This is a genomic window from Sinomicrobium endophyticum (genome assembly GCF_052983315.1).
In genome coordinates this window covers 1-18,972 of record NZ_JBRKIS010000041.1, presented here as the reverse complement: position 1 = coordinate 18,972, position 18,972 = coordinate 1, and the positions used below count along the sequence as shown (strand labels likewise).

The 18,972-nt window shown below is 43.8% G+C and carries 16 protein-coding genes; 12 read left to right on the top strand and 4 right to left on the bottom strand.

Translation table 11 applies throughout. The features are described 5' to 3' along the window. Positions 1-131 precede the first annotated feature (131 nt). From ACVBDU_RS15380 to ACVBDU_RS15370, 3 genes are all read left to right on the top strand, one after another. A complete protein-coding gene (locus tag ACVBDU_RS15380) occupies positions 132-2,228 on the top strand; it encodes a M1 family metallopeptidase (RefSeq protein ID WP_447180619.1) in 2,097 nt (698 codons plus the stop codon). Between the two features lie 254 nt (positions 2,229-2,482). Continuing rightward, complete coding sequence (locus ACVBDU_RS15375; RefSeq protein ID WP_447180618.1) at positions 2,483-3,379, top strand: patatin-like phospholipase family protein; 897 nt, start codon at positions 2,483-2,485, stop codon at positions 3,377-3,379. A gap of 122 nt (positions 3,380-3,501) precedes the next feature. Then, positions 3,502-4,485: a patatin-like phospholipase family protein gene (locus ACVBDU_RS15370; protein ID WP_447180617.1), complete on the top strand. Its 984-nt coding sequence runs from the start codon at positions 3,502-3,504 to the stop codon at positions 4,483-4,485. A 137-nt stretch (positions 4,486-4,622) separates the two neighbouring features. Here ACVBDU_RS15370 and ACVBDU_RS15365 read toward each other — a convergent pair whose 3' ends face one another. Both ACVBDU_RS15365 and ACVBDU_RS15360 read right to left on the bottom strand, forming a co-directional pair. Beyond that, entirely contained in the window at positions 4,623-5,753 is a 1,131-nt protein-coding gene (locus tag ACVBDU_RS15365; protein ID WP_447180616.1) for a GNAT family N-acetyltransferase, read from the bottom strand. Positions 5,754-5,757: 4 nt separating this feature from the next. Continuing rightward, the gene (locus ACVBDU_RS15360; protein WP_447180615.1) at positions 5,758-6,792 is read right to left on the bottom strand and encodes a transporter; all 1,035 of its coding nucleotides are present in this window, start codon (positions 6,790-6,792) and stop codon (positions 5,758-5,760) included. Between the two features lie 246 nt (positions 6,793-7,038). Between ACVBDU_RS15360 and ACVBDU_RS15355 the strand changes: the two genes are divergently transcribed. The 4 genes from ACVBDU_RS15355 to ACVBDU_RS15340 all read left to right on the top strand — a co-directional run bounded on the left by ACVBDU_RS15355 (position 7,039) and on the right by ACVBDU_RS15340 (position 12,801). Continuing rightward, positions 7,039-7,323 carry a DUF4834 family protein gene (locus ACVBDU_RS15355; protein ID WP_447180614.1) on the top strand — a complete coding sequence of 95 codons (285 nt, stop codon included), beginning with the start codon at positions 7,039-7,041 and terminating at the stop codon, positions 7,321-7,323. 26 nt (positions 7,324-7,349) lie between these two features. Further along, positions 7,350-9,803, top strand: a complete 2,454-nt coding sequence (locus ACVBDU_RS15350) for a YfhO family protein (RefSeq protein WP_447180806.1) — start codon at positions 7,350-7,352, stop codon at positions 9,801-9,803. Between the two features lie 165 nt (positions 9,804-9,968). Further along, positions 9,969-11,237, top strand: a complete 1,269-nt coding sequence (locus tag ACVBDU_RS15345) for a glycosyltransferase family 4 protein (protein WP_447180613.1) — start codon at positions 9,969-9,971, stop codon at positions 11,235-11,237. 13 nt (positions 11,238-11,250) lie between these two features. Continuing rightward, positions 11,251-12,801, top strand: coding sequence for an oligosaccharide flippase family protein (locus ACVBDU_RS15340; RefSeq protein ID WP_447180612.1), 1,551 nt, complete (start codon positions 11,251-11,253; stop codon positions 12,799-12,801). Between the two features lie 50 nt (positions 12,802-12,851). Here ACVBDU_RS15340 and ACVBDU_RS15335 read toward each other — a convergent pair whose 3' ends face one another. Both ACVBDU_RS15335 and ACVBDU_RS15330 read right to left on the bottom strand, forming a co-directional pair. Then, entirely contained in the window at positions 12,852-14,054 is a 1,203-nt protein-coding gene (locus ACVBDU_RS15335) for a hypothetical protein (protein ID WP_447180611.1), read from the bottom strand. A 193-nt stretch (positions 14,055-14,247) separates the two neighbouring features. Next, on the bottom strand, positions 14,248-14,907 hold the full coding sequence (locus tag ACVBDU_RS15330; RefSeq protein WP_447180610.1) for an ABC transporter ATP-binding protein: 660 nt from the start codon (positions 14,905-14,907) through the stop codon (positions 14,248-14,250). Between the two features lie 145 nt (positions 14,908-15,052). On the opposite strand from ACVBDU_RS15330, the gene msrA reads away from it, so the two are divergent. The 5 genes from msrA to ACVBDU_RS15305 all read left to right on the top strand — a co-directional run bounded on the left by msrA (position 15,053) and on the right by ACVBDU_RS15305 (position 18,784). Continuing rightward, complete coding sequence (gene msrA, locus ACVBDU_RS15325; protein WP_447180609.1) at positions 15,053-15,601, top strand: peptide-methionine (S)-S-oxide reductase MsrA; 549 nt, start codon at positions 15,053-15,055, stop codon at positions 15,599-15,601. A gap of 6 nt (positions 15,602-15,607) precedes the next feature. After that, the gene (locus ACVBDU_RS15320) at positions 15,608-16,180 is read left to right on the top strand and encodes a DUF4269 domain-containing protein (RefSeq protein WP_447180608.1); all 573 of its coding nucleotides are present in this window, start codon (positions 15,608-15,610) and stop codon (positions 16,178-16,180) included. Beyond that, positions 16,170-16,766 carry a GTP cyclohydrolase I FolE gene (gene folE, locus ACVBDU_RS15315; protein WP_447180607.1) on the top strand — a complete coding sequence of 199 codons (597 nt, stop codon included), beginning with the start codon at positions 16,170-16,172 and terminating at the stop codon, positions 16,764-16,766. The genes ACVBDU_RS15320 and folE overlap by 11 nt, the downstream gene beginning before the upstream one ends. A gap of 73 nt (positions 16,767-16,839) precedes the next feature. Beyond that, positions 16,840-17,175, top strand: coding sequence for a hypothetical protein (locus ACVBDU_RS15310; protein WP_447180606.1), 336 nt, complete (start codon positions 16,840-16,842; stop codon positions 17,173-17,175). A gap of 313 nt (positions 17,176-17,488) precedes the next feature. Further along, positions 17,489-18,784: an IS1380 family transposase gene (locus ACVBDU_RS15305; protein WP_447180304.1), complete on the top strand. Its 1,296-nt coding sequence runs from the start codon at positions 17,489-17,491 to the stop codon at positions 18,782-18,784. Positions 18,785-18,972: the final 188 nt, after the last annotated feature.

Here is an 18,972-nt window from a genome sequence, read left to right as displayed (position 1 = left end):
ATACTCAGCCACCTCGCTTTGTGCTCAACAAAACTTGGAACTTGTAACCTGTAACCTGCAATTTCCTCCTGAAATATTTTCCGATTGACGCCGAATATGTAATTTAGGGCACCGCTTATGAAATTCCGCATATGAAGAAATTACTGTTGTGTCTCATATTGTTCCTCAATAGTTTGTGCATTCCCGCACAGCAGATCGAAAACATCGATTTTATCCGTGCTGAGGGGGATATTATTATAGATCCGTACAAGGAAGAAGTTACGGGGGAGGTCACCTATTTTTTCAATGTATTGCACCCGGTGGATTCTTTCTACATCGACGCCCGGAAAATGACGTTCGACAAGGTAAAACTCAATGGAAAAGAAGTGAAGTTTCACAACGATGATTCCAGGTTGTGGATACTTTCCGTACAGGATACCTCACGGCAGAACCGATTGAGTTTCTCCTACAAGGCTGTTCCGGAAAAGGCCATGTATTTTACCGGGTGGGATACCGAAGGGACCATAAAGCAGGTATGGACACAAGGCCAGGGGAGATATACAAGCAACTGGTTCCCGTCGTTTGACGATGTCAATGAAAAAGTGGAATTTGATTTGTTCGTTACATTCGATAAGGAGTATAAAGTATTGATTAACGGTATGTTGAATAGTTTTAAAGAAACAGATAGTTTAATAACCTGGAAATACGATATGCAGCACCCGATGAGCAGTTATTTACTGGCGGTGGCCATAGGAAAGTATGATATGATACGGGATGTTTCCCGGGGCGGTGTACCCATGGAAATGTATTATTACCCGGAAGATAAAAATAAGGCGGAGCCTACCTACCGGGATACCAAAAAAATATTTGACTTTCTGGAAGAGGAAATAGGCGTGGCCTATCCGTGGCAAACTTATAAACAGGTACCCGTACGTGATTTTTTGCATGCCGGTATGGAGAACACCACGCTCACGCTGTTTGCCGATACGTTTGTCGTAGATTCCATTGCGTATAACGACCGGAATTATCTCAATGTGAATGCCCACGAACTGGCTCACCAATGGTTCGGGGATATGGTGACGGCCCGGAGCAATGAGCACCACTGGCTACAGGAAGGTTTTGCTACTTACTACGCTCTACTGGCGGAACGGGAGGTTTTCGGGGAAGATTATTACTATTGGAAACTGTACAAATCGGCCGAAACCCTTGCGGAACAATCGGAAAACGGGAAAGGGGAAGCTGTACTCAATGCCGGGGCAAGCAGTCTTACTTTTTACGAAAAAGGAGCTTTTGTGTTGCATCGATTGCGGGAAACAGTTGGAGACGGGGCATTTCGCCGGGGAGTACGGCAATACCTGGAAAAGCATAAATATGGCAACGTCGTTACTTCTGACTTTATGGACGAAGTAGAGGAAATATCCGGAAAAGACCTTTCTGCTTATATAGACCGGTGGCTCCGGGATAGCGTATTCCCCGGGGAAGAAGCCATGACCTCGTTGCTGAAAAACGCTTTTATCCGGACGTACATCGACCTGAAAGACGGAAAAGTCGATAGGGAAAAACAGGAAGAGTTGCTGGCTTCCGATATCTATTATCCCGTAAAAGAAGAGATTATTTTTCAAAGGAACCGGGATTCGGTAGAGGTGGACCGGAACAGAGAGTTATTCCGCACGGGAGATCTGCATGTACGGCAGGCCCTGGCGCTGAGCCTGGACTCCATTCCGGTATCGCTGAAAACGGAATACGAATCTCTTTTGTCGGACCCGAGTTACGTTACGGTAGAAAACGCCCTGGTAAAATTGTGGATGAATTTTCATGAAGATGCCTCCGTTTACCTGGATAAAACAGCTAATACGGAAGGTTTTTCGGGGAAGAACATCCGTATTTTATGGCTGGCGCTTGCTTTATCTCTTCCTTCCTATCCCGCCGGAACCGAAACAGATGTCATTCGTCAGAAAATGGCGTGGAAAGCGGAGTTAGCCGGGTATACCTCGCCCCGCTATTCTTATGAAACAAGGCAAAATGCCTTTGCTATCCTGCGCCAGTTAGGGCTGCTGGGGGAAGAAGAAGTGTTGGAAAACCTGGTAAAAGCCTGCGTACACCGTACCTGGAGTTTCGCTCAAAGTGCAAGAGAGTTACTGAAGGGCCTTATGGAAAATGAAATTTATGTACAGGAGGTCCGGAAATTAATTCCTAAATTGGGAGGGAAAGAAAAGAAGTTTCTGGAAGGAATGATGCCGGAACAATGATGTTTGAAAAAAGAAGTTTTTAACGAATCGATAACCAATAGTTTTTAGAGTATATGACAAAAAATGTTTTTACCAGGTTTCCCGGAAAATCAGTTTACCCCCTCCCGATAATTATCGGGACTTTCGGGAGAGGAATTACCGAAATTCAATTTTTGTCATGTACTAAACCAATAATTATACATAATAACCCCAGGATGCAGATCCGCTTGTAACAACCAGTTCATGTTTAAAATCAAAACGACAACCCCGGTCCCATGAGAGCATTAGTCATATCCGGCGGGGGAAGTAAAGGCGCTTTTGCAGGAGGCGTGGCGCAGTTTCTTATCGAAGGCCTGCAGAAAGATTACCAGTTATATCTCGGGACTTCAACGGGAAGTCTTTTGGTGTCGCACCTGGCCCTTCGGGAAGTAGAAAAAATAAAGGAGGTATATACCTCGGTAAACCAGGATAAGATCTTCAGTAACTGTCCTTTTACTGTCAAAGAAAAATACGGGACGCAGCAGATAGCCATAAATCACTTTCGCGTACTTCGCAATTTTATGAGAGGGAGTAAAACTTTCGGGGAAAGTTATAACCTACGGGACCTTATAAGGGAGACCCTTACCCGCGAAGAGTTTGATAAATTGCGGGAACAACGAAGGGACATCGTGGTTACCGTCTCTAATCTTTCCCTTAACCAGGTAGAGTACAAATCGATTAACGATGCGGACTACGATGAATTTTGCGAATGGATCTGGATATCGTGCAATTATACCCCCTTTATGAGCCTGATACGGAAAAACGGGTGTGAATATGCCGATGGAGGACTGGCAACAATGGTACCTATTGAAGAAGCAATCAGGAGGGGAGCCAAAGAAATAGATGCCATTATCCTGCATACCGAAGTCACTTATATAAACCGGATGCCCTCACGCAATGCTTTTGATCTGCTGACCACTATGTTCAGTTTTATGCTGGACAGGATAGAGCACCAGAATATCAGAATAGGAAAATTTGTAGCTTCGCACCAGGGAGCGATAATTAACTTTTATTACACCCCAACCGTTTTAACGACAAATTCTCTTATCTTTAACAAAGAGAAAATGACAAAATGGTGGCAAAACGGTTATGACTATGCCAGGATGAAAAACCGGGAAACTTCGGAGATCTGATCCGGGAAAGAGATGGTAAAGAAACATAAACCGGAATGTTTTACGTTAATTAAAGGTGCCCTTATTATAAAATCACTTGTGATGTCGGGTAAAAATATCGAACAAAAAACAGTAAAAAGAGTATGAAAGCTTTGGTAATATCCGGAGGTGGAAGCAAGGGGGCTTTTGCCGGAGGTGTAGCCCAATACCTTATGGAGCACCGGAAAAAGCAATATGATATATTTGTGGGAACTTCTACCGGAAGTTTGTTGATTCCCCATCTTGCCGATAACAACATTCCCAAGATATACGATATTTACACTTCCGTCAACCAGCGGAAGATATTCAGTAACAATCCCTTTGTTGTACGTAAAAAAGGGGACCGTGAGTATGTGTCCATCAATTACTTTAACGTAATGTGGCAGCTTATAAAGGGGAAACGAACCTTCGGAGAAAGTAAAAATCTGAGACGTAATATTAAAAAGGATTTTACCGAAGAGGAATTTCACAGAGTAAAGGAACGGGGAAAAGAAGTTATTGTAACCGTGTCTAATCTTTCTAAAAACAGGGTAGAATACAAGTCGATCCACGATTTTAATTATGCCGACTTTTGTGACTGGATATGGATATCCTGTAATTATGTACCTTTTATGTCTCTGGCCAAAAAAGACGGTTTTGAATATGCCGACGGCGGACTGGGATGCGTTGTTCCCATCAGGGAAGCGATAAAGAGAGGGGCTACAGAAGTAGATGCCATTATCCTGGAAGCGGAGAATATGGAGTACAACAAAGTGCTGGGGAAAAATCCGTTTTCACTTATGGTAAACCTCTTCGGTTTTCTGCTGGACCAGGTAGAGTTTCACGATATTGTGGAAGGAAAACTATCAGCCATCAACAAAAACGTAAAACTGAATCTCTACTACACCCCGACCAGGCTGACCGAAAATTCTTTGGTATTCAACAAAAAACTCATGGCTTCCTGGTGGGACCAGGGACTTGTTTATGCCAAAGAAAAACAGGAAAAACTGGAAGAACAAATGGATGGGAACAAAAAAGAACCGGTAAACGGAGCCATCGAATCCCTGGAAAAAATATCTTCGACAACCACGGGAAAAACCGGGAAATAGCAGTATTTGTTATAGATTTCAGATAGCAGACGTTAGATTTTAGACGGGTCATTATTCATGTAAAGATATGGATAAACCGGCCCCAGATCTTCTTATATCTGAACTCTAAAATCTAAACCTCTCACATCTAAAAAAATCTACATCGCATCAAGTTGTTTAACCCATGTAACCCGGCGTTTGTGTTTTTCGTGGTATTCGTAGTGTTTCCACAGTAGTTGCACAGCAATGTTTTCTTCCAGTTCCGGGTTCGATTCAACGAATCGCAGACCTCGTTTGCGGAATATTTTATTCGTTTCATTGAAAATAATGGCTGTAACCCCCTTATTCTGATATTTCGGGTCCACACCAATGAGATATAGTGTAGCCGAATCGCTCTTTTTTTGCGCCCGCAGGATGTGAAGAAAACCAAAGGGGAACAGTTTGCCTTTTGCCTTTTGTAAAGCCCTGGAAAAAGAAGGCATGGTAATGGAAAAAGCTACCATCTTATTGTTTTCATCCACAATAAATTTGACAAAATCGGGATGTATGAATTTCAGGTATTTCTGTTTGTACTGTTCTATCTGGGGTTTTTGTATGGGAATAAACGATTGCAGGTCTTTGAAAGAACGGTTCATAAGGTCAAACATATCATCTGCATATTCTACCAGTTCCGAAGAAGATTTGAACTGCAGTAACCGGAGGTTATATCTCTTGAGAATAATATCCGAAAATTTACCTATTTTTTCCGGTACTATATCCGGTATTCCGATGAGATATTCCACCCATGCCGCACCTTCGTCGAATCCCAGTTCCTTGAAGTGTTCCGGGTAGTAGGTATAGTTATATATGGTAGACATATTGCTGAGCTTGTGAAAACCTTTTACCAGCATCCCTGCTTTATCCATATGCGAAAAACCCATAGGTCCTTCCAGGTATTCCAGTCCTTTTTCCCTGCCTTTTTCCGCTACTTTATCGAGTAACGCCCTGGTGACTTCCAGGTCATCTACAACATCAAACCATCCGAAACGGATCTTTTTCTTTTGCTGTTCGTCTACTTCTATATGGTTGATGATCGCTGCAATACGTCCCGCTATTTTCCCGTCTTTGTATGCCAGGAACAACCACACATCGGCATTTTCCAGGGCCGGGTTTTTACTTTTGTCAAAAGTTGCTATTTCCTCTTTAATAATAGGGGGGACCCAATAGGGAGAGTCCTTGTAAAGTTTAAAGGGAAATTTTACAAAGGCCTTCAGTTCTCCGGGTTGTTTTACTTCTTTTACATTAATCATAAGTCTAGTCTATATCAAAAGGATTTTCTTTCTTCTTACCTTTTTTCTTTTTACTTTTTCGTTTCTGCTTTTTTATCTTTTCGTATTTTATTTTCTTTCCGGCTTTGTGGTCCAGAAGCTCCGGGTTTTCTTCATCATTGTCATTGTCTTCTTCTTCCAGGGGTACAGGAACATATTCGTCCTTATGATAGTCCAGACGATACGAAACTCCCAGGCCCGCAAACAATCGGGAAGGGGTGTTCTTGATGTTTATCCCTGCCGAAGCATCTACCTGTAAGTGGCTGTTTAAGAGTCTTGCGGCCCCGAAGCGGAAAACGCCGTCTCCATAGGTGTCGCTTTTGTAGCCCTGGTGTTCCACGAAAACGGAATACCGCGGATCGGGAAGGGAGTGTGTTAAGGTTAAGATGTAACTAAACATGGTATCGTCTCCTCCGAGGCGGTCAAATATGAAGTTGGTGGTGAATACCCAGCTTCCGGCAAAGTGGCTTTGGGTAATGAGCATGGCTTTCATGGTCAGGGACGATTCGCCCGGGTAAAACGGATTGTCGCCAAAAAGCAGGTTGGTGCCTATGTAGGCAGAAACAGCCGGAATGAGGTCCGACAAGTGAAATGCCGTGTGGTCATCCCGCCAGCTGTAGAGGTTGGGCTCTCTTAATTTGGGCTCAAATATCAGGTATTTGGCACCGATGGTATTCTGGTAAAAGTTGCTTTGTCTTGTGGTATACGGGGTGGCGGATGTGTTGTAGGTAATATTGTCCCACATATAAATTCCCTGCCAGGTTATTTCCAGTCTTTCTTCGAGCACGCCGACCCTCAGGGCAAAATCCGTTCCGTATTGTTCGTTTTCCGTGCGAAGGCCGTCGTGTTTTCGTCTTTCGTAAAAAAAGCCCATTTCTCCCTGGTAGACATTTGTACCGGGGGCATAGGCGCTGACGGACCTTCCCGGGCGGTTGGAGTTGATAATGTCCGTGTACTGGGCATACAACGGATTTCCTGTAGCCAATACCAGAATAAATAGTTTAAGATATAGGTTTTTCATAGTTGAAATACAGTTGTTTATGATCGGATATGTCCCGGTTCCGGGATAAAAAATAATTTTCTGCAGAACAGGAGACCGGGTTTCGGAAAAAAACTGTATCCGCATACCGGAACTCAAAAATTATAACGGATGACCTGTCCCGATATTTGCTCAAATATATAGATTTTATTATTTTTTTATGAAATTGCGACCTGTTTTAAAATAAGAGAATCGTATTTTTGACGTTAGAATAAATATTGTTTTTGAATGCAGTTACTTAGAACCATAGCATTTATTATAGTTTTTTATTATCTCTTCCGGTTCCTGGCGAGGATGTTCGGTCCTATGTTATTCCGTTACGCTTCTAAAAAAGCACAGGAAAAATACCAGGGACAGCACCACCAGAACCGCTCACATGGCGCAGGGAAGAGGGAAATGCCGAAGGAAGGAGAGGTGGTAATAGAAGACACACCGGAAAGTATCAGAAAACAAAGAACTTCAAAATCCGGTAAAAAAGTAGGAGAGTATATCGATTTTGAGGAAATTGACTAACTGAAACCAAACCGTCTTTCATGCAGATAAAAAAAATCTTGCCTCATTTTATCATTGTCCTGGTATTTATTGCAATTTCTATAGGATATTTTTTACCCGCACTACAGGGGAAAAAGATATTTCAGAGCGATATCGTACAATTTAACGGTATGGCTAAAGAACAACGGGACTTTATACAAAAAACAGGAGAAGAACCTTACTGGACAAACAGTGCTTTCGGAGGAATGCCTACCTATCAGCTGGGAGCTAATTATCCGCATGATTACATCAAAAAATTAGACCGGGTCATTCGCTTTCTGCCGAGACCTGCAGATTACCTTTTCCTGTATTTCATAGGATTTTATATCCTGCTGCTGGTAATGAAGGTCGATTATAAACTGGCTTTTCTGGGAGCGCTGGCTTTCGGTTTATCTACGTATCTTATCATTATTATCGGCGTGGGGCATAATGCGAAAGCGCATGCCATAGGCTATTTCCCCGTGGTGCTCGCAGGAATATTGCTGGCGTTCCGGCAGAAATATATTGCCGGGTTCCTGCTGACCGCTTTTGGAATGGCACTGGAAATAAGCGCCAATCATATTCAGATGACCTATTACCTCATGCTGCTGGTCCTGGCACTGGGTGTGGTATATGCTGTGGAAGCCGTTAAGAAAAAGGAAATACCGCAATTTCTAAAGACTTGTGGAATCCTTGCAGCGGCCGTATTTCTGGGGGTGCTGACCAATGCCACAAATTTGCTGGCTACACAGGAATACGCGCAATGGAGCACCAGGGGTAAAAGCGAACTGACGGTAAATCCGGACGGGTCACCGAAAAAGAATAGCGGCGGACTGGACAAAGAGTATATTACACAGTACAGCTATGGCATTACGGAAACGTTAGACCTTTTTGTGCCCAGGCTTTTCGGAGGGTCTAACCAGGAGAAACTGGGAGAAGATTCCGAAACCTATAATTTTTTACTGCAACAAGGGGTGCTCAGGGTACAGGCCCTGGACTTTGCGGAAAACCTCCCTACGTACTGGGGAAAGCAACCGGGGGTTGCCGGTCCGGCATATGTAGGGGCGGTAATCCTGTTTCTTTTTGTTCTGGCATTGTTCCTGGTTAAGGGAAAGACCAGGAGGTGGCTCCTGGCAGGTATATTGATATCGCTTCTGCTTTCCTGGGGAAAAAATTTCAGCGTGCTGACCAACCTGATGATCGATTATTTCCCGATGTACAACAAGTTCCGCGCAGTGTCTTCCATACAGGTAATACTGGAGCTATGTGTGCCCATCCTCGCCATTCTCGGCCTTGCCCGTTTTCTGGATAGTTCACGGCCTGCGGAAGAAAAGATACGTGCCCTGAAGTGGACGGCTATAATAACCTTTGGCCTGGTAGCCCTGCTGTTCTTAGGCCGTGGGTTTTTCGATTTCAACGGGGCCGGCGATGCTACATTACGCCAGTATTATGGCAGTGAAATAGTAGATAAAATAAAGGCAGACCGAAAGGGCATGTATACGTCCGACCTGTTGCGGACGCTCATTTTTGTAGCGCTTTCCGCCGGAGTTTTATGGTTTTACCTGAAAGGGAAATTTAATTATATGTACGTTGTCGGTGGTTTTACGGCATTGGTCCTCTTTGACCTGAGTGGTATTGCCAGACGATATGTGGATAAAGACGATTTCGTACAGGCCAAAGTAATGGATATTCCGTTCCAGGCGACTCCTGTAGACCTGGAAATACTTAAAGATACTTCCTTGTACCGGGTTTATGAACCCTCGGTAGGCCTGAATGGGGCGAGGACTTCATACTTTCACCATTCCGTAGGCGGATATCATGCAGCCAAACCGGGAAGGCTGATGGAATTGTTTCAATACCAGGTAGCCAAAAATAATATGGCCGTACTGAATATGCTCAATGTGAAGTACGTTATACAGCAAAACGAGGAAGGAAAACTGTACCCGGCACGGAACCCCGGAGCGGCAGGAAATGCCTGGTTTGTAAAAAGACTGATCCCGGTAAGCAATGCAGATGAAGAAATGAACGCCCTGGACAGTCTCCGCATCGGGGAAGAAGCTGTTTTTAACCGGACTGCTTTCGGAGATGTGATTTCCGGAGAGGAAAGCTCTTTTGAAGTGAGTCCGTCAGCATCGGTGCAATTAACGGAATACCGGCCTAATTATCTCAAATACGCATCGGATAATCCGAACGACGGACTTGCTGTTTTCTCCGAAATGTATTATCCGCACGGGTGGAAAGCCACCATAGATGGTAAAGAGGCTCCTTTTTTCTGTGCCGATTATGCGCTTCGTGCCATGAAAGTACCTGCCGGAAAACACACTATAGAATTCCGTTTTGAGCCTGATGTTGTGAAAAAAGGAAGCGCTATAGCCCTGGCCGGAAATATTCTCCTCGGATTGCTGCTGCTGGGAGGTATATTTTATGGCGTAAAGAAGAAGGAGAAGAGTGATGAAAATACGGGTAATGGACAGCGGATATAAAAAAGACGCTTTATCATTTTACCGACAACCCCGTTATAGCATAGGTTTATCTCATTTCTCAACTCTTAGCTCTCACATCTGAAATCTAAACTCTAAACATAAAGGACCCTGAAGAAGAAAGTACTTATCATAACGTATTACTGGCCTCCCGCGGGAGGTCCGGGGGTGCAGCGGTGGCTTAAGTTTGTCAAGTACCTGGGAGAGTTTGATGTGGACCCCGTGGTCTATGTTCCCGAAAATCCACACTATCCCATAGTGGACAAAAGCTTTGAAAAAGAAGTGCCGGGGAATATCACCGTTCTTAAACGCCCGATATTCGAACCGTACGCGATGGCTTCGGTATTTTCCGGGAAAAAGACAAAGGATATAAGTTCGGGACTTATTACGGAAAAAAAGCAGTCGCCGGTAGAAAAAATACTTTTGTGGGTGAGGGGCAATCTCTTTATCCCCGATGCGCGTAAATACTGGGTGAAACCATCCGTTCGTTACCTTTCCGTATATATAAAGCGGGAAAATATAGACACCGTAATAACCACCGGTCCGCCCCATAGCGTACACCTTATAGGTATGGGACTGAAAAAGAAAACGGGAGCGAGATGGATAGCGGATTTTCGCGATCCGTGGACCAGTATCAGCTATCACGAAAAACTGAAGCTGTCCGAATCTTCCCGGCGAAAGCACGAGAGACTGGAGCGACAAGTATTGAATAAGGCAGATCACCTGCTGGTTACCAGCTTTACGACTGCGGATGAATTTAAGGAAAAAACCAAAACCCCGATAGAGGTAATAACCAATGGCTATGACCTTACGTTTACGGAAAAGGTGGAACCGGACAAAACATTTACCATAGCTCATATAGGTTCCCTGCTTACGGAAAGAAATCCGCTGATATTATGGGAAGCCCTGGCAGAACTCGCGGCAGAACACAAGGATTTTGCGGATAACCTGGTACTTAAGTTTGCAGGGACTGTCAGCAATGAGGTATTAAGCGCCCTGGAGGAACACGGATTAACCAAATATCTTATCCTCCCGGGATATGTATCCCATGAAGAAGCATTAAGATTACAAAGGTCTGCGCGGGTACTACTGCTTATAGAGATGGATAAAGAAGAAACCAGGGGTATTATTCCCGGGAAACTCTTTGAGTATATAATAGCTAAAAGACCTATAGTAGCCATAGGGCCGGAAGGTTGGGACGTAGCGCGGATCATAACGGAAACCGGGGCAGGAACCACCTTTGCGTATACGGAAAAGGAAGCGGTAAAAGAGAAACTTTTCCAAAGTTACGAAAGGTTTTTGTGGAACAAGCTGAAGGTTTCGCCTTCCGGAGTGCAGAAATACAGCAGAAAAGCCCTGGCGAATAAACTGGCTAACCTTATCCTGGAAAACGACATTCAAGAAGAAAATGAAGAAGGGGAGACCGTAAATTCCTGACTTTTGCGGAACTTTGCTTAAATTTCGGTGGCCTTGGAGTCCGGAAATGCCGGATTGGAACCATGAAGCCAATAAAAGCATTCACAGCCAGTTGTTTATGGGAATAGTATTCCGGCAGACGTTTAAAAATACGGTCAATACATACCTCGGGTTTGGCTTGGGGGCAGTAAACACACTGTTCCTGTACACTAATTTCCTTACCGAAGAATACTACGGCCTGGTCGGGTACCTGCTATCTACAGCCAATATACTGATGCCGCTTTTTGCTTTTGGCGTTCACAACACACTGGTAAAGTTTTTTTCATCCTATAAAGAGGAAGAAGAGAGACGGAAGTTTGTTTTTATGATGTTTATTCTTCCGCTTTCCGTTATTATACCGGCAGGATTACTGGGGGTGTTGGGCTACCGCCATATTGCCGCATTCCTTTCGCAGAAAAACCCGGTTGTGGAAGACTATACCTGGGCCATTTACGGCGTGGCTTTTGCCATGGCCTATTTTGAAGTGTTCTTTGCCTGGGGCAAGGTGCATATGCGCTCTACCTTCGGCAATTTTATGAAAGAGGTCTTTCCCCGTGCCGTGGTTATGATATTGCTTTGTATGGTCTATTCGGGCCGGATTGAGGTCGAGGACTTTGTTTTCTGGCTCACCGGAATGTACTTCCTGCGTACCATAGTGATGGTGGTACATACCTGGAAAGTGAACCCGCCCCGTTTTTCCTTTGCTCTTCCCGTCAATGCCGCTTCGGTATGGAAATACTCCGGGCTGATCGTGGTGGCAGGGTCTATTGCCGTTGTTCTGCTGGATATAGATACCTTTATGATAGGGCAGTATAAGCTTATAAACAATGTGGCTTTTTACAATGTAGCGGTTTTTATTGCGATGGTCATCGTGGTTCCGTCAAGGGCCATGCACCAGATAACCTATCCCATTACCGCAAAACTGATGAACGAACATCGCCGGGAAGAATTGCAGAACCTGTATCAAAGGAGTTCCCTGAGCCTTTATGTGGTGGGGGGATTGTTGTTTTTGTGGATAACATTAAATATAAACGAGCTGTACAGGATTATCCCGGGAAATTACAGCGAAGGGATCATCGTGGTGTTTTTTATTGCACTGGCCAAGCTTTCCGAAAACCTGATGGGAAACAACAATTCTATTCTGTTCAATTCGGATTACTACAGGATCATACTCTTTTTCGGCGTATTTCTGGCGGTTCTTACCGTTCTGCTGAACATGATCTTTATTCCGCTGTGGGGAATTAACGGAGCGGCTTTTGCCACGCTTCTGGCGGTGATGGTATATAACGGTACAAAAATAGGGTTTGTGTATGCGAAAATGAGATTGCATCCTTTTTCTGCAAAGACCTTAAAGACTACCCTGGTTATTCTTCTTCTGATACTGGTATTCGGTTTTTGGGATTTCGGTTTTTATCCGCTGATCAATATCGGGTTAAAATCTATTCTGATCGGAGCAGTGTACCTTTTTCTTGTATATAAACTGGAATTATCCGAAGATATAGTGAAGGTGATCAAAGATATCTTAAATAAAAAAGCCCGCAGGTAACTAGCCTGCGGGCCCGATCTTTAAACCTAAAAACTAACTAAACTTTATTTTTATCCCCGGCTTCTTCCGGAAGAAGCACGCCTGGTAGTATTTCCTTTACTTCTTACCTGCTTAACAGACGAAGATCTCACTTGTCTTTGCGGGGTAGCTTTTCTAACCTGTCGGGTATTTCGCGTTTGTACTCTGGGTGCGGTACTCTGTTTCCTTTGTACATTCCGCGAATTGTTATTAACCCTTTGAGGTGCATTTCTCCTGACATCGGGCCTGTTTTGTACCTTGGCCTTGTTCTGTACGGAGTTTCGGCTGTAAGAGTTTCTCTGTGTTGCAGAGGAATTCCTGTTTCTGACGGCTTCATTTTGCTTTCTACCGGTATTGGTCCGCGGTTTAACAGTTTTGTTACGACGATAATCCGAATTTTTTACTGCGTCCGAATTCCTTGTCGTGTTTCTGCCGGACATAGAGGCCCTTGCGGGACTGTCCTTTCGGTTATAAGACGATCTTCGTGTATTGTTACCGTTGTTGTCCCTCTGGGCTATTTCTCTTCGGTACGAAGAATAATCGTTGCGTTTTACCCTTCGGTCGTTGGCGTATACAGATCGCCTTCTGTTGTTATCCTTATAATGATATGTCTTCCCTACGGTAGCATACGCCCTTCGGTGATTGTTCCTGTAAGGTCTGTAATAGCTGTATCGCATCGGGTGATAATATCTTCGGTAAGGCCTGTTGTATACTACGCAATAACGGGGTAAAGGCCTGGCAAAATAACGGTGATACGGTCTGTAAACATAACCGCGGTTATATACATTAATGTACCCTGTGAAGTTATTGAATGCTCCGTAATTATCGTAGTACACGTGAAGTCCGCCGACCCGGGTTACCCTGTTGGCATTATAGTAGACGTTTATAGAACCTATCCTGGAAACCCTGCCGTAATAATCATAAAAAATAGGAGTGTTCATTACCTGGATAACAGCTCCGTAATCGTCGTACTGCACATAAGCATCGTAGTTATAACCGGAGTTAAAACTGATATTTACATTACCTACGTTAACGTTGGCACTGACCTGAGGATTATTATCCATATAAAAGTCAAATTCACCGTTCGGGAAAACGGAAAAAGTAATCCCGTCCTCTACAAAGATGAAAGAATCGTTATATTGGGAACTGCTCAATGTCCCGGTAGCTGCCGTAGCGGCCATACCCGTAGTGAGACTGAACAATGTTGCCGTAAATAGTATCAAGAACCTTTTCATAATATCCGATTTTTAATGTTACACAATTTAGGTCGGCTTTATGAAGAGAGTATCAATGAGCGTGCCAAAGATGGTCCTGAGAAAAAAAGAAGGAATTTTTTAATCTGAAAAACTGGCACTAAGTCTGTTGTGTTTTATTGTTTTTCCGTGCAGAAAAGCGGGGAGAGCCCAGTCCGGATTTTACGGGAATATATTAAACGATACTACCGTCTACCATAACCAGTTTACGGTCTGCCATATCAGCCAGTTCTTCGTTATGGGTAACAATAACAAAAGTTTGCTGAAATTCGTCCCGAAGTTGAAAAAAGAGGCGGTGCAGGTTTTCTGCGGATTCGGAGTCGAGGTTTCCGCTGGGTTCATCGGCAAAGATGATATCCGGGTTGTTGATCAGGGCCCGGGCCACGGCCACACGTTGTTGTTCACCACCGGATAGTTCTTTCGGTTTGTGGTCGTAACGGTGCGATAAATTAAGGAAGTCCAGTAATTCCCTGGCACGCTCTTCGGATTCTTTTTTTTGCCTTCCGGCTATATAGGCGGGAATACAGACGTTTTCCACCGCGGTAAACTCAGGGAGTAACTGGTGGAACTGGAAAATAAAACCGATGTGCTTATTCCGGAAACGTGCCAGTTTTCGCGCGTTCAGCTGTTCCACGTTCACATCGTTGATCAACAGGCGGCTGTTACCGTTTTTAGTCATTCGCTCCAGGGTGCCCAGTATTTGCAACAGGGTGGTTTTTCCCGCACCGGAAGCCCCGACAATAGAAACCACTTCTCCCTTGTTTATGTGAAGGTTCACTCCTTTCAGAACTTCCAGGTCTCCGAAGTTTTTATGGATATTTTCCGCTTTGATCATAAATGGTATTTTTCCGTAATATGCCGTTTTATAACAGACATGTGGTTTCTGCAAAGTCCAAAAATAACTTTTATATGGGAGTTGTAAGGAAATTTGCAAATGAATTTTTATTCTTACCTTTAGTTTTATTAAGTGGATAACGGATATGGAAAACAAAAAATTGTCAGAAGCAATATTTGCCGGAGGTTGTTTCTGGTGTACGGAAGCTGTGTTTAAGCGCCTGAAAGGTGTGGAAAATGTGGAATCCGGCTATACCGGAGGAGATATAAAGAACCCCACATACAAGGAAGTATGTATCGGCAGAACGGGACATGCGGAAGGGGTACGGATCACTTATGATGCGAATACCATAGGCTATAACGAACTTTTAGAAGTGTTTTTTGCCACACACGACCCCACAACATGGAATCGTCAGGGTAATGATGTGGGGACACAGTATCGTTCGGCGGTTTTTTATAAGGATGAAAAACAAAGAGAAGAGGCCGAAGAGTATATAAAGTTACTGGAAAAAGAAGGGGTTTACGATAGCCCTGTAGTAACCGAAGTTACGGAAGCCGGACCTTTTTACCTGGCAGAAGCGGACCACCAGGATTATTACGACCGTAATAGTTCCAAACCTTATTGCCAGGTCATGATCACCCCGAAACTGCGAAAATTAAAACATCTTTATCAGGATAAACTGGAAACGGAATAAGCGGGAATGACGGACTTTACCGATATTACCTATCTGGAGAGAGGTAGTGAAGCACAGAAAAGGGCATATAAAATACTTACCGCACACAAAATACCGGAATTACTGGAACATTATACGCCATTGCTGGCAGGAACTATGCCTATAGATATAGCAGTGGAACAAAGTGATCTGGATATATTGTGTTTCTGGGAAGACAGGAAAGCCTTTACCGATTGTCTGGAAAAGCAGTTTGGCAGGTATCCGGAATTCCGGGTCCGGAATACCATCAAGGCAGGTAAAGATACGGTGATCGCCAATTTTACGGCAGATGGTTTTCCGGTGGAGATCTTCGGACAGAATACTCCTGTAACAAAACAAGAGGCTTACATACATATGATTGCAGAGGATGCTTTGCTCCGGGAGAAAGGTGAAGAATTCCGTGAGCATATCAGGAGACTGAAAAGTGAAGGGATTAAGACAGAACCGGCTTTCGGGATCCTCCTGGAAATGACAGGAGACCCCTACCGGGCATTACTGGATTATGGCAGGAAAATATTGAAAGCAAATAAAAAACATAAAACAACCGAAAATGGGCTATAAGAGATTTGAAGAATACAACCTGAAAGTAACCGATGGGATAAAGAACAGTTATAATACGATTATAGCTGAACTGGGAGAAGATTCGGGCAGGGAAGGCCTTCAGAAGACTCCGGAAAGAGCTGCGAAAGCAATGCAGTTCCTCACCCAGGGATATCATCAGAATGCAGCTAAAATATTAAAGAGCGCCATGTTTAAAGAGGGGTATAACGATATGGTAGTCGTAAAAGACATTGAGCTGTATTCGCTGTGTGAACACCATATGCTGCCCTTTTTCGGGAAAGCTCATGTGGCTTATATACCGGATGGGCATATCGTGGGATTGAGCAAAATTCCGCGTGTGGTAGACGTTTTTGCACGACGGCTGCAGGTACAGGAAAGGCTTACCCATGATATACTGGAATGTATTAACAATACCCTGAAACCCCAGGGAGTGGCGGTGGTCATAGAAGCTTCACATATGTGTATGATGATGCGGGGCATTCAAAAACAAAATTCCGTAACCATTACTTCCGGATTCCGTGGAATTTTCGAGACCGCAGAGACCCGGACGGAATTTCTCCGGCTTATAGGAAGTGACCTGTCCTGATGAAGGATAAGAATATACAGATGGAAAACGGGAACAGATATTCCCGAAAACTAAAATTAAACATGTGATGTATATGGTTAAAAGCAATCATGGAAAATATAAGAAACTTATCCTGGGCCTTGTTTTCGATGCTGTAGGGTATTTATCATATATGATTCCCGGTTTCGGGGAGTTTACGGATGTACTGTGGGCACCGGCTTCTGCATGGCTTATATCCAGAATGTACAAAGGGCAGACAGGTAAGGTGGCGGCTATTATATCGCTGATAGAAGAACTTTCCCCCGGACTGGATGTCGTGCCTACCTTTACGCTTACCTGGCTCTATGTGTATGTGTATAAAAAAGAGAAGGCGATAGATACGGAAGCCGATAAGGAAATAACCGCCAAAACAACAGAAGGGCAGGACTAAAGGCAGGGCAAACGCATCCTATAAGGGAAGACAGATGAGGGGGATGAAAGACGGGGAGACAAAGTGACAAGGAGATGAGGAGACGAGGGGTGTTGGTGATTTATAGTGATTGGTTGTTATTGATGAAGATTGCCCTTCGGCTGCGCTCAGGAACCTGATAAAGATAGAAGCTATTGGGTGCTAAGTTTGGGAGTCCCGATAAATCCTAACATCCGTAAGATACTTTATAAAACCAACCGCAAACCTTTATAAGCAAAGTGTTTGCGGTTTTCGGTATTTTCACCTAAATTGGTGTTGCTAGAAAAATACCACGATGAAAATACAAAAAAGTAAACCTATTTCTGCTTTTGGCGGATTAAATTTTGTTTTAGAGTATCTCTCGGCATCCGGTATAGGTAAATTATTGGATAATAACCTGCCAGAGCTTGCGCCCCAATCCAAATATTCCTGGAGCGATGTCTTGTATTCATTGCTAAGCATTTACTTATGTGGTGGCGACTGTATCGAGGATCTTCAAACCCATCTTAAACATCATTTCAAAGGCAATCCTTACCTGAATATGCCTAGTTCCGACACGATGCTACGGCGTATAGGTAATTTATCCGAACCCACTGCCCAATGTAAGACCAAAAGAGGTTCTGTACTTCACACATACAGCACCCACTCGGTCTTGGGGCAATTGAACATGGAGGTATTGAAACATTTGGGTGTTTTTAAACAAAAGGAACTCCTGGTGGATTATGACAATACCATCATTTTCAATAAAAAAAAGGATAGTAAAATGACCTATAAGCGTGCCCCGGGGTATCAACCCGGGGTCTGCACCATTAATGAGAACCAGGTCCTTTACATAGAAAACAGGAACGGGAACAGTGACGCAAAGTCCTTTCAGTGGGATACATTATCTCGCCTGTTCCATTTGTTGGAAGCTAATATAGACCGTAAAATTGACCACTTCAGGGCCGATGCTGCTTCCTATCAATATGATGTTGTGAAATTAGTGCAACAAAAGGTAAGGTACTTTTACATTGGCTGTAAAAACAGTTATGTGGAAAAATATTTCAAAAAAGTAGAAAGTTGGGACACCATATCGGATGCCAATAATAACGTTATGGAAATTGGACAGGTTTTAGTGACCCCATTCGAACAACAGGCCAAAAAGGCCGGGGAAAAACCTGTCCAATACAGACTGGTGGTCAAGCGGTCGTTCAAACCTACAAAACAAACCGATGCTTTTACCGGGGATGCTTATCAATACCGCGCCATACTCACCAATAACCTTGAACTCCATATCACCGAACTGGTTCGGCTCTACAATCACAGGGGGAACATGGAGCGTCAGTTTGATATCCTCAAGAACGATTTCGGGTGGGACGGGATGCCTTTCTCCGCCTTGGGCAAGAATACCGTTTTTTTATATTTAACAGCAATCTGCCGCAACCTTTACCATCATATCATGGAATGCTTTTCCTCCAAATACAAAACACTAAAGCCTTGCTATCGTGTTAAAAAATTCCTTTTTAGGTTTATCCTCCTGCCATCAAAATGGATAAAACGTTCCAGACAAGTATCCCTCAGGGTTTATGGAAATATGCCCTTAAAAACTTAGCTGGCAAAAACAAAAACGCTCCGTAAAATAATGACCTCCACAGAGAAAGTATAAAAACTTTAACAGGGGAAGTATGCCCCAACATTTAAAAAGATATCGGAAACCTACAAAAAAAGCAACGTTTAATCCTTAAAGCACCAAAATCAAAACGGGGGGTAATGATTTACTATAGACATGCGGATTTTAGG

What these genes read in the sequence shown, in the direction of transcription:
- ACVBDU_RS15380 (WP_447180619.1), top strand. Translation starts at nt 132, where the DNA reads ATGAAGAAATTACTGTTGTGTCTCATATTGTTCCTCAATAGTTTGTGC.
- ACVBDU_RS15375 (WP_447180618.1), top strand. Translation starts at nt 2,483, where the DNA reads ATGAGAGCATTAGTCATATCCGGCGGGGGAAGTAAAGGCGCTTTTGCA.
- ACVBDU_RS15370 (WP_447180617.1), top strand. Translation starts at nt 3,502, where the DNA reads ATGAAAGCTTTGGTAATATCCGGAGGTGGAAGCAAGGGGGCTTTTGCC.
- ACVBDU_RS15365 (WP_447180616.1), bottom strand. Translation starts at nt 5,753, where the DNA reads ATGATTAATGTAAAAGAAGTAAAACAACCCGGAGAACTGAAGGCCTTT.
- ACVBDU_RS15360 (WP_447180615.1), bottom strand. Translation starts at nt 6,792, where the DNA reads ATGAAAAACCTATATCTTAAACTATTTATTCTGGTATTGGCTACAGGA.
- ACVBDU_RS15355 (WP_447180614.1), top strand. Translation starts at nt 7,039, where the DNA reads ATGCAGTTACTTAGAACCATAGCATTTATTATAGTTTTTTATTATCTC.
- ACVBDU_RS15335 (WP_447180611.1), bottom strand. Translation starts at nt 14,054, where the DNA reads ATGAAAAGGTTCTTGATACTATTTACGGCAACATTGTTCAGTCTCACT.
- ACVBDU_RS15330 (WP_447180610.1), bottom strand. Translation starts at nt 14,907, where the DNA reads ATGATCAAAGCGGAAAATATCCATAAAAACTTCGGAGACCTGGAAGTT.
- msrA (WP_447180609.1), top strand. Translation starts at nt 15,053, where the DNA reads ATGGAAAACAAAAAATTGTCAGAAGCAATATTTGCCGGAGGTTGTTTC.
- ACVBDU_RS15320 (WP_447180608.1), top strand. Translation starts at nt 15,608, where the DNA reads ATGACGGACTTTACCGATATTACCTATCTGGAGAGAGGTAGTGAAGCA.
- folE (WP_447180607.1), top strand. Translation starts at nt 16,170, where the DNA reads ATGGGCTATAAGAGATTTGAAGAATACAACCTGAAAGTAACCGATGGG.
- ACVBDU_RS15310 (WP_447180606.1), top strand. Translation starts at nt 16,840, where the DNA reads ATGGTTAAAAGCAATCATGGAAAATATAAGAAACTTATCCTGGGCCTT.
- ACVBDU_RS15305 (WP_447180304.1), top strand. Translation starts at nt 17,489, where the DNA reads ATGAAAATACAAAAAAGTAAACCTATTTCTGCTTTTGGCGGATTAAAT.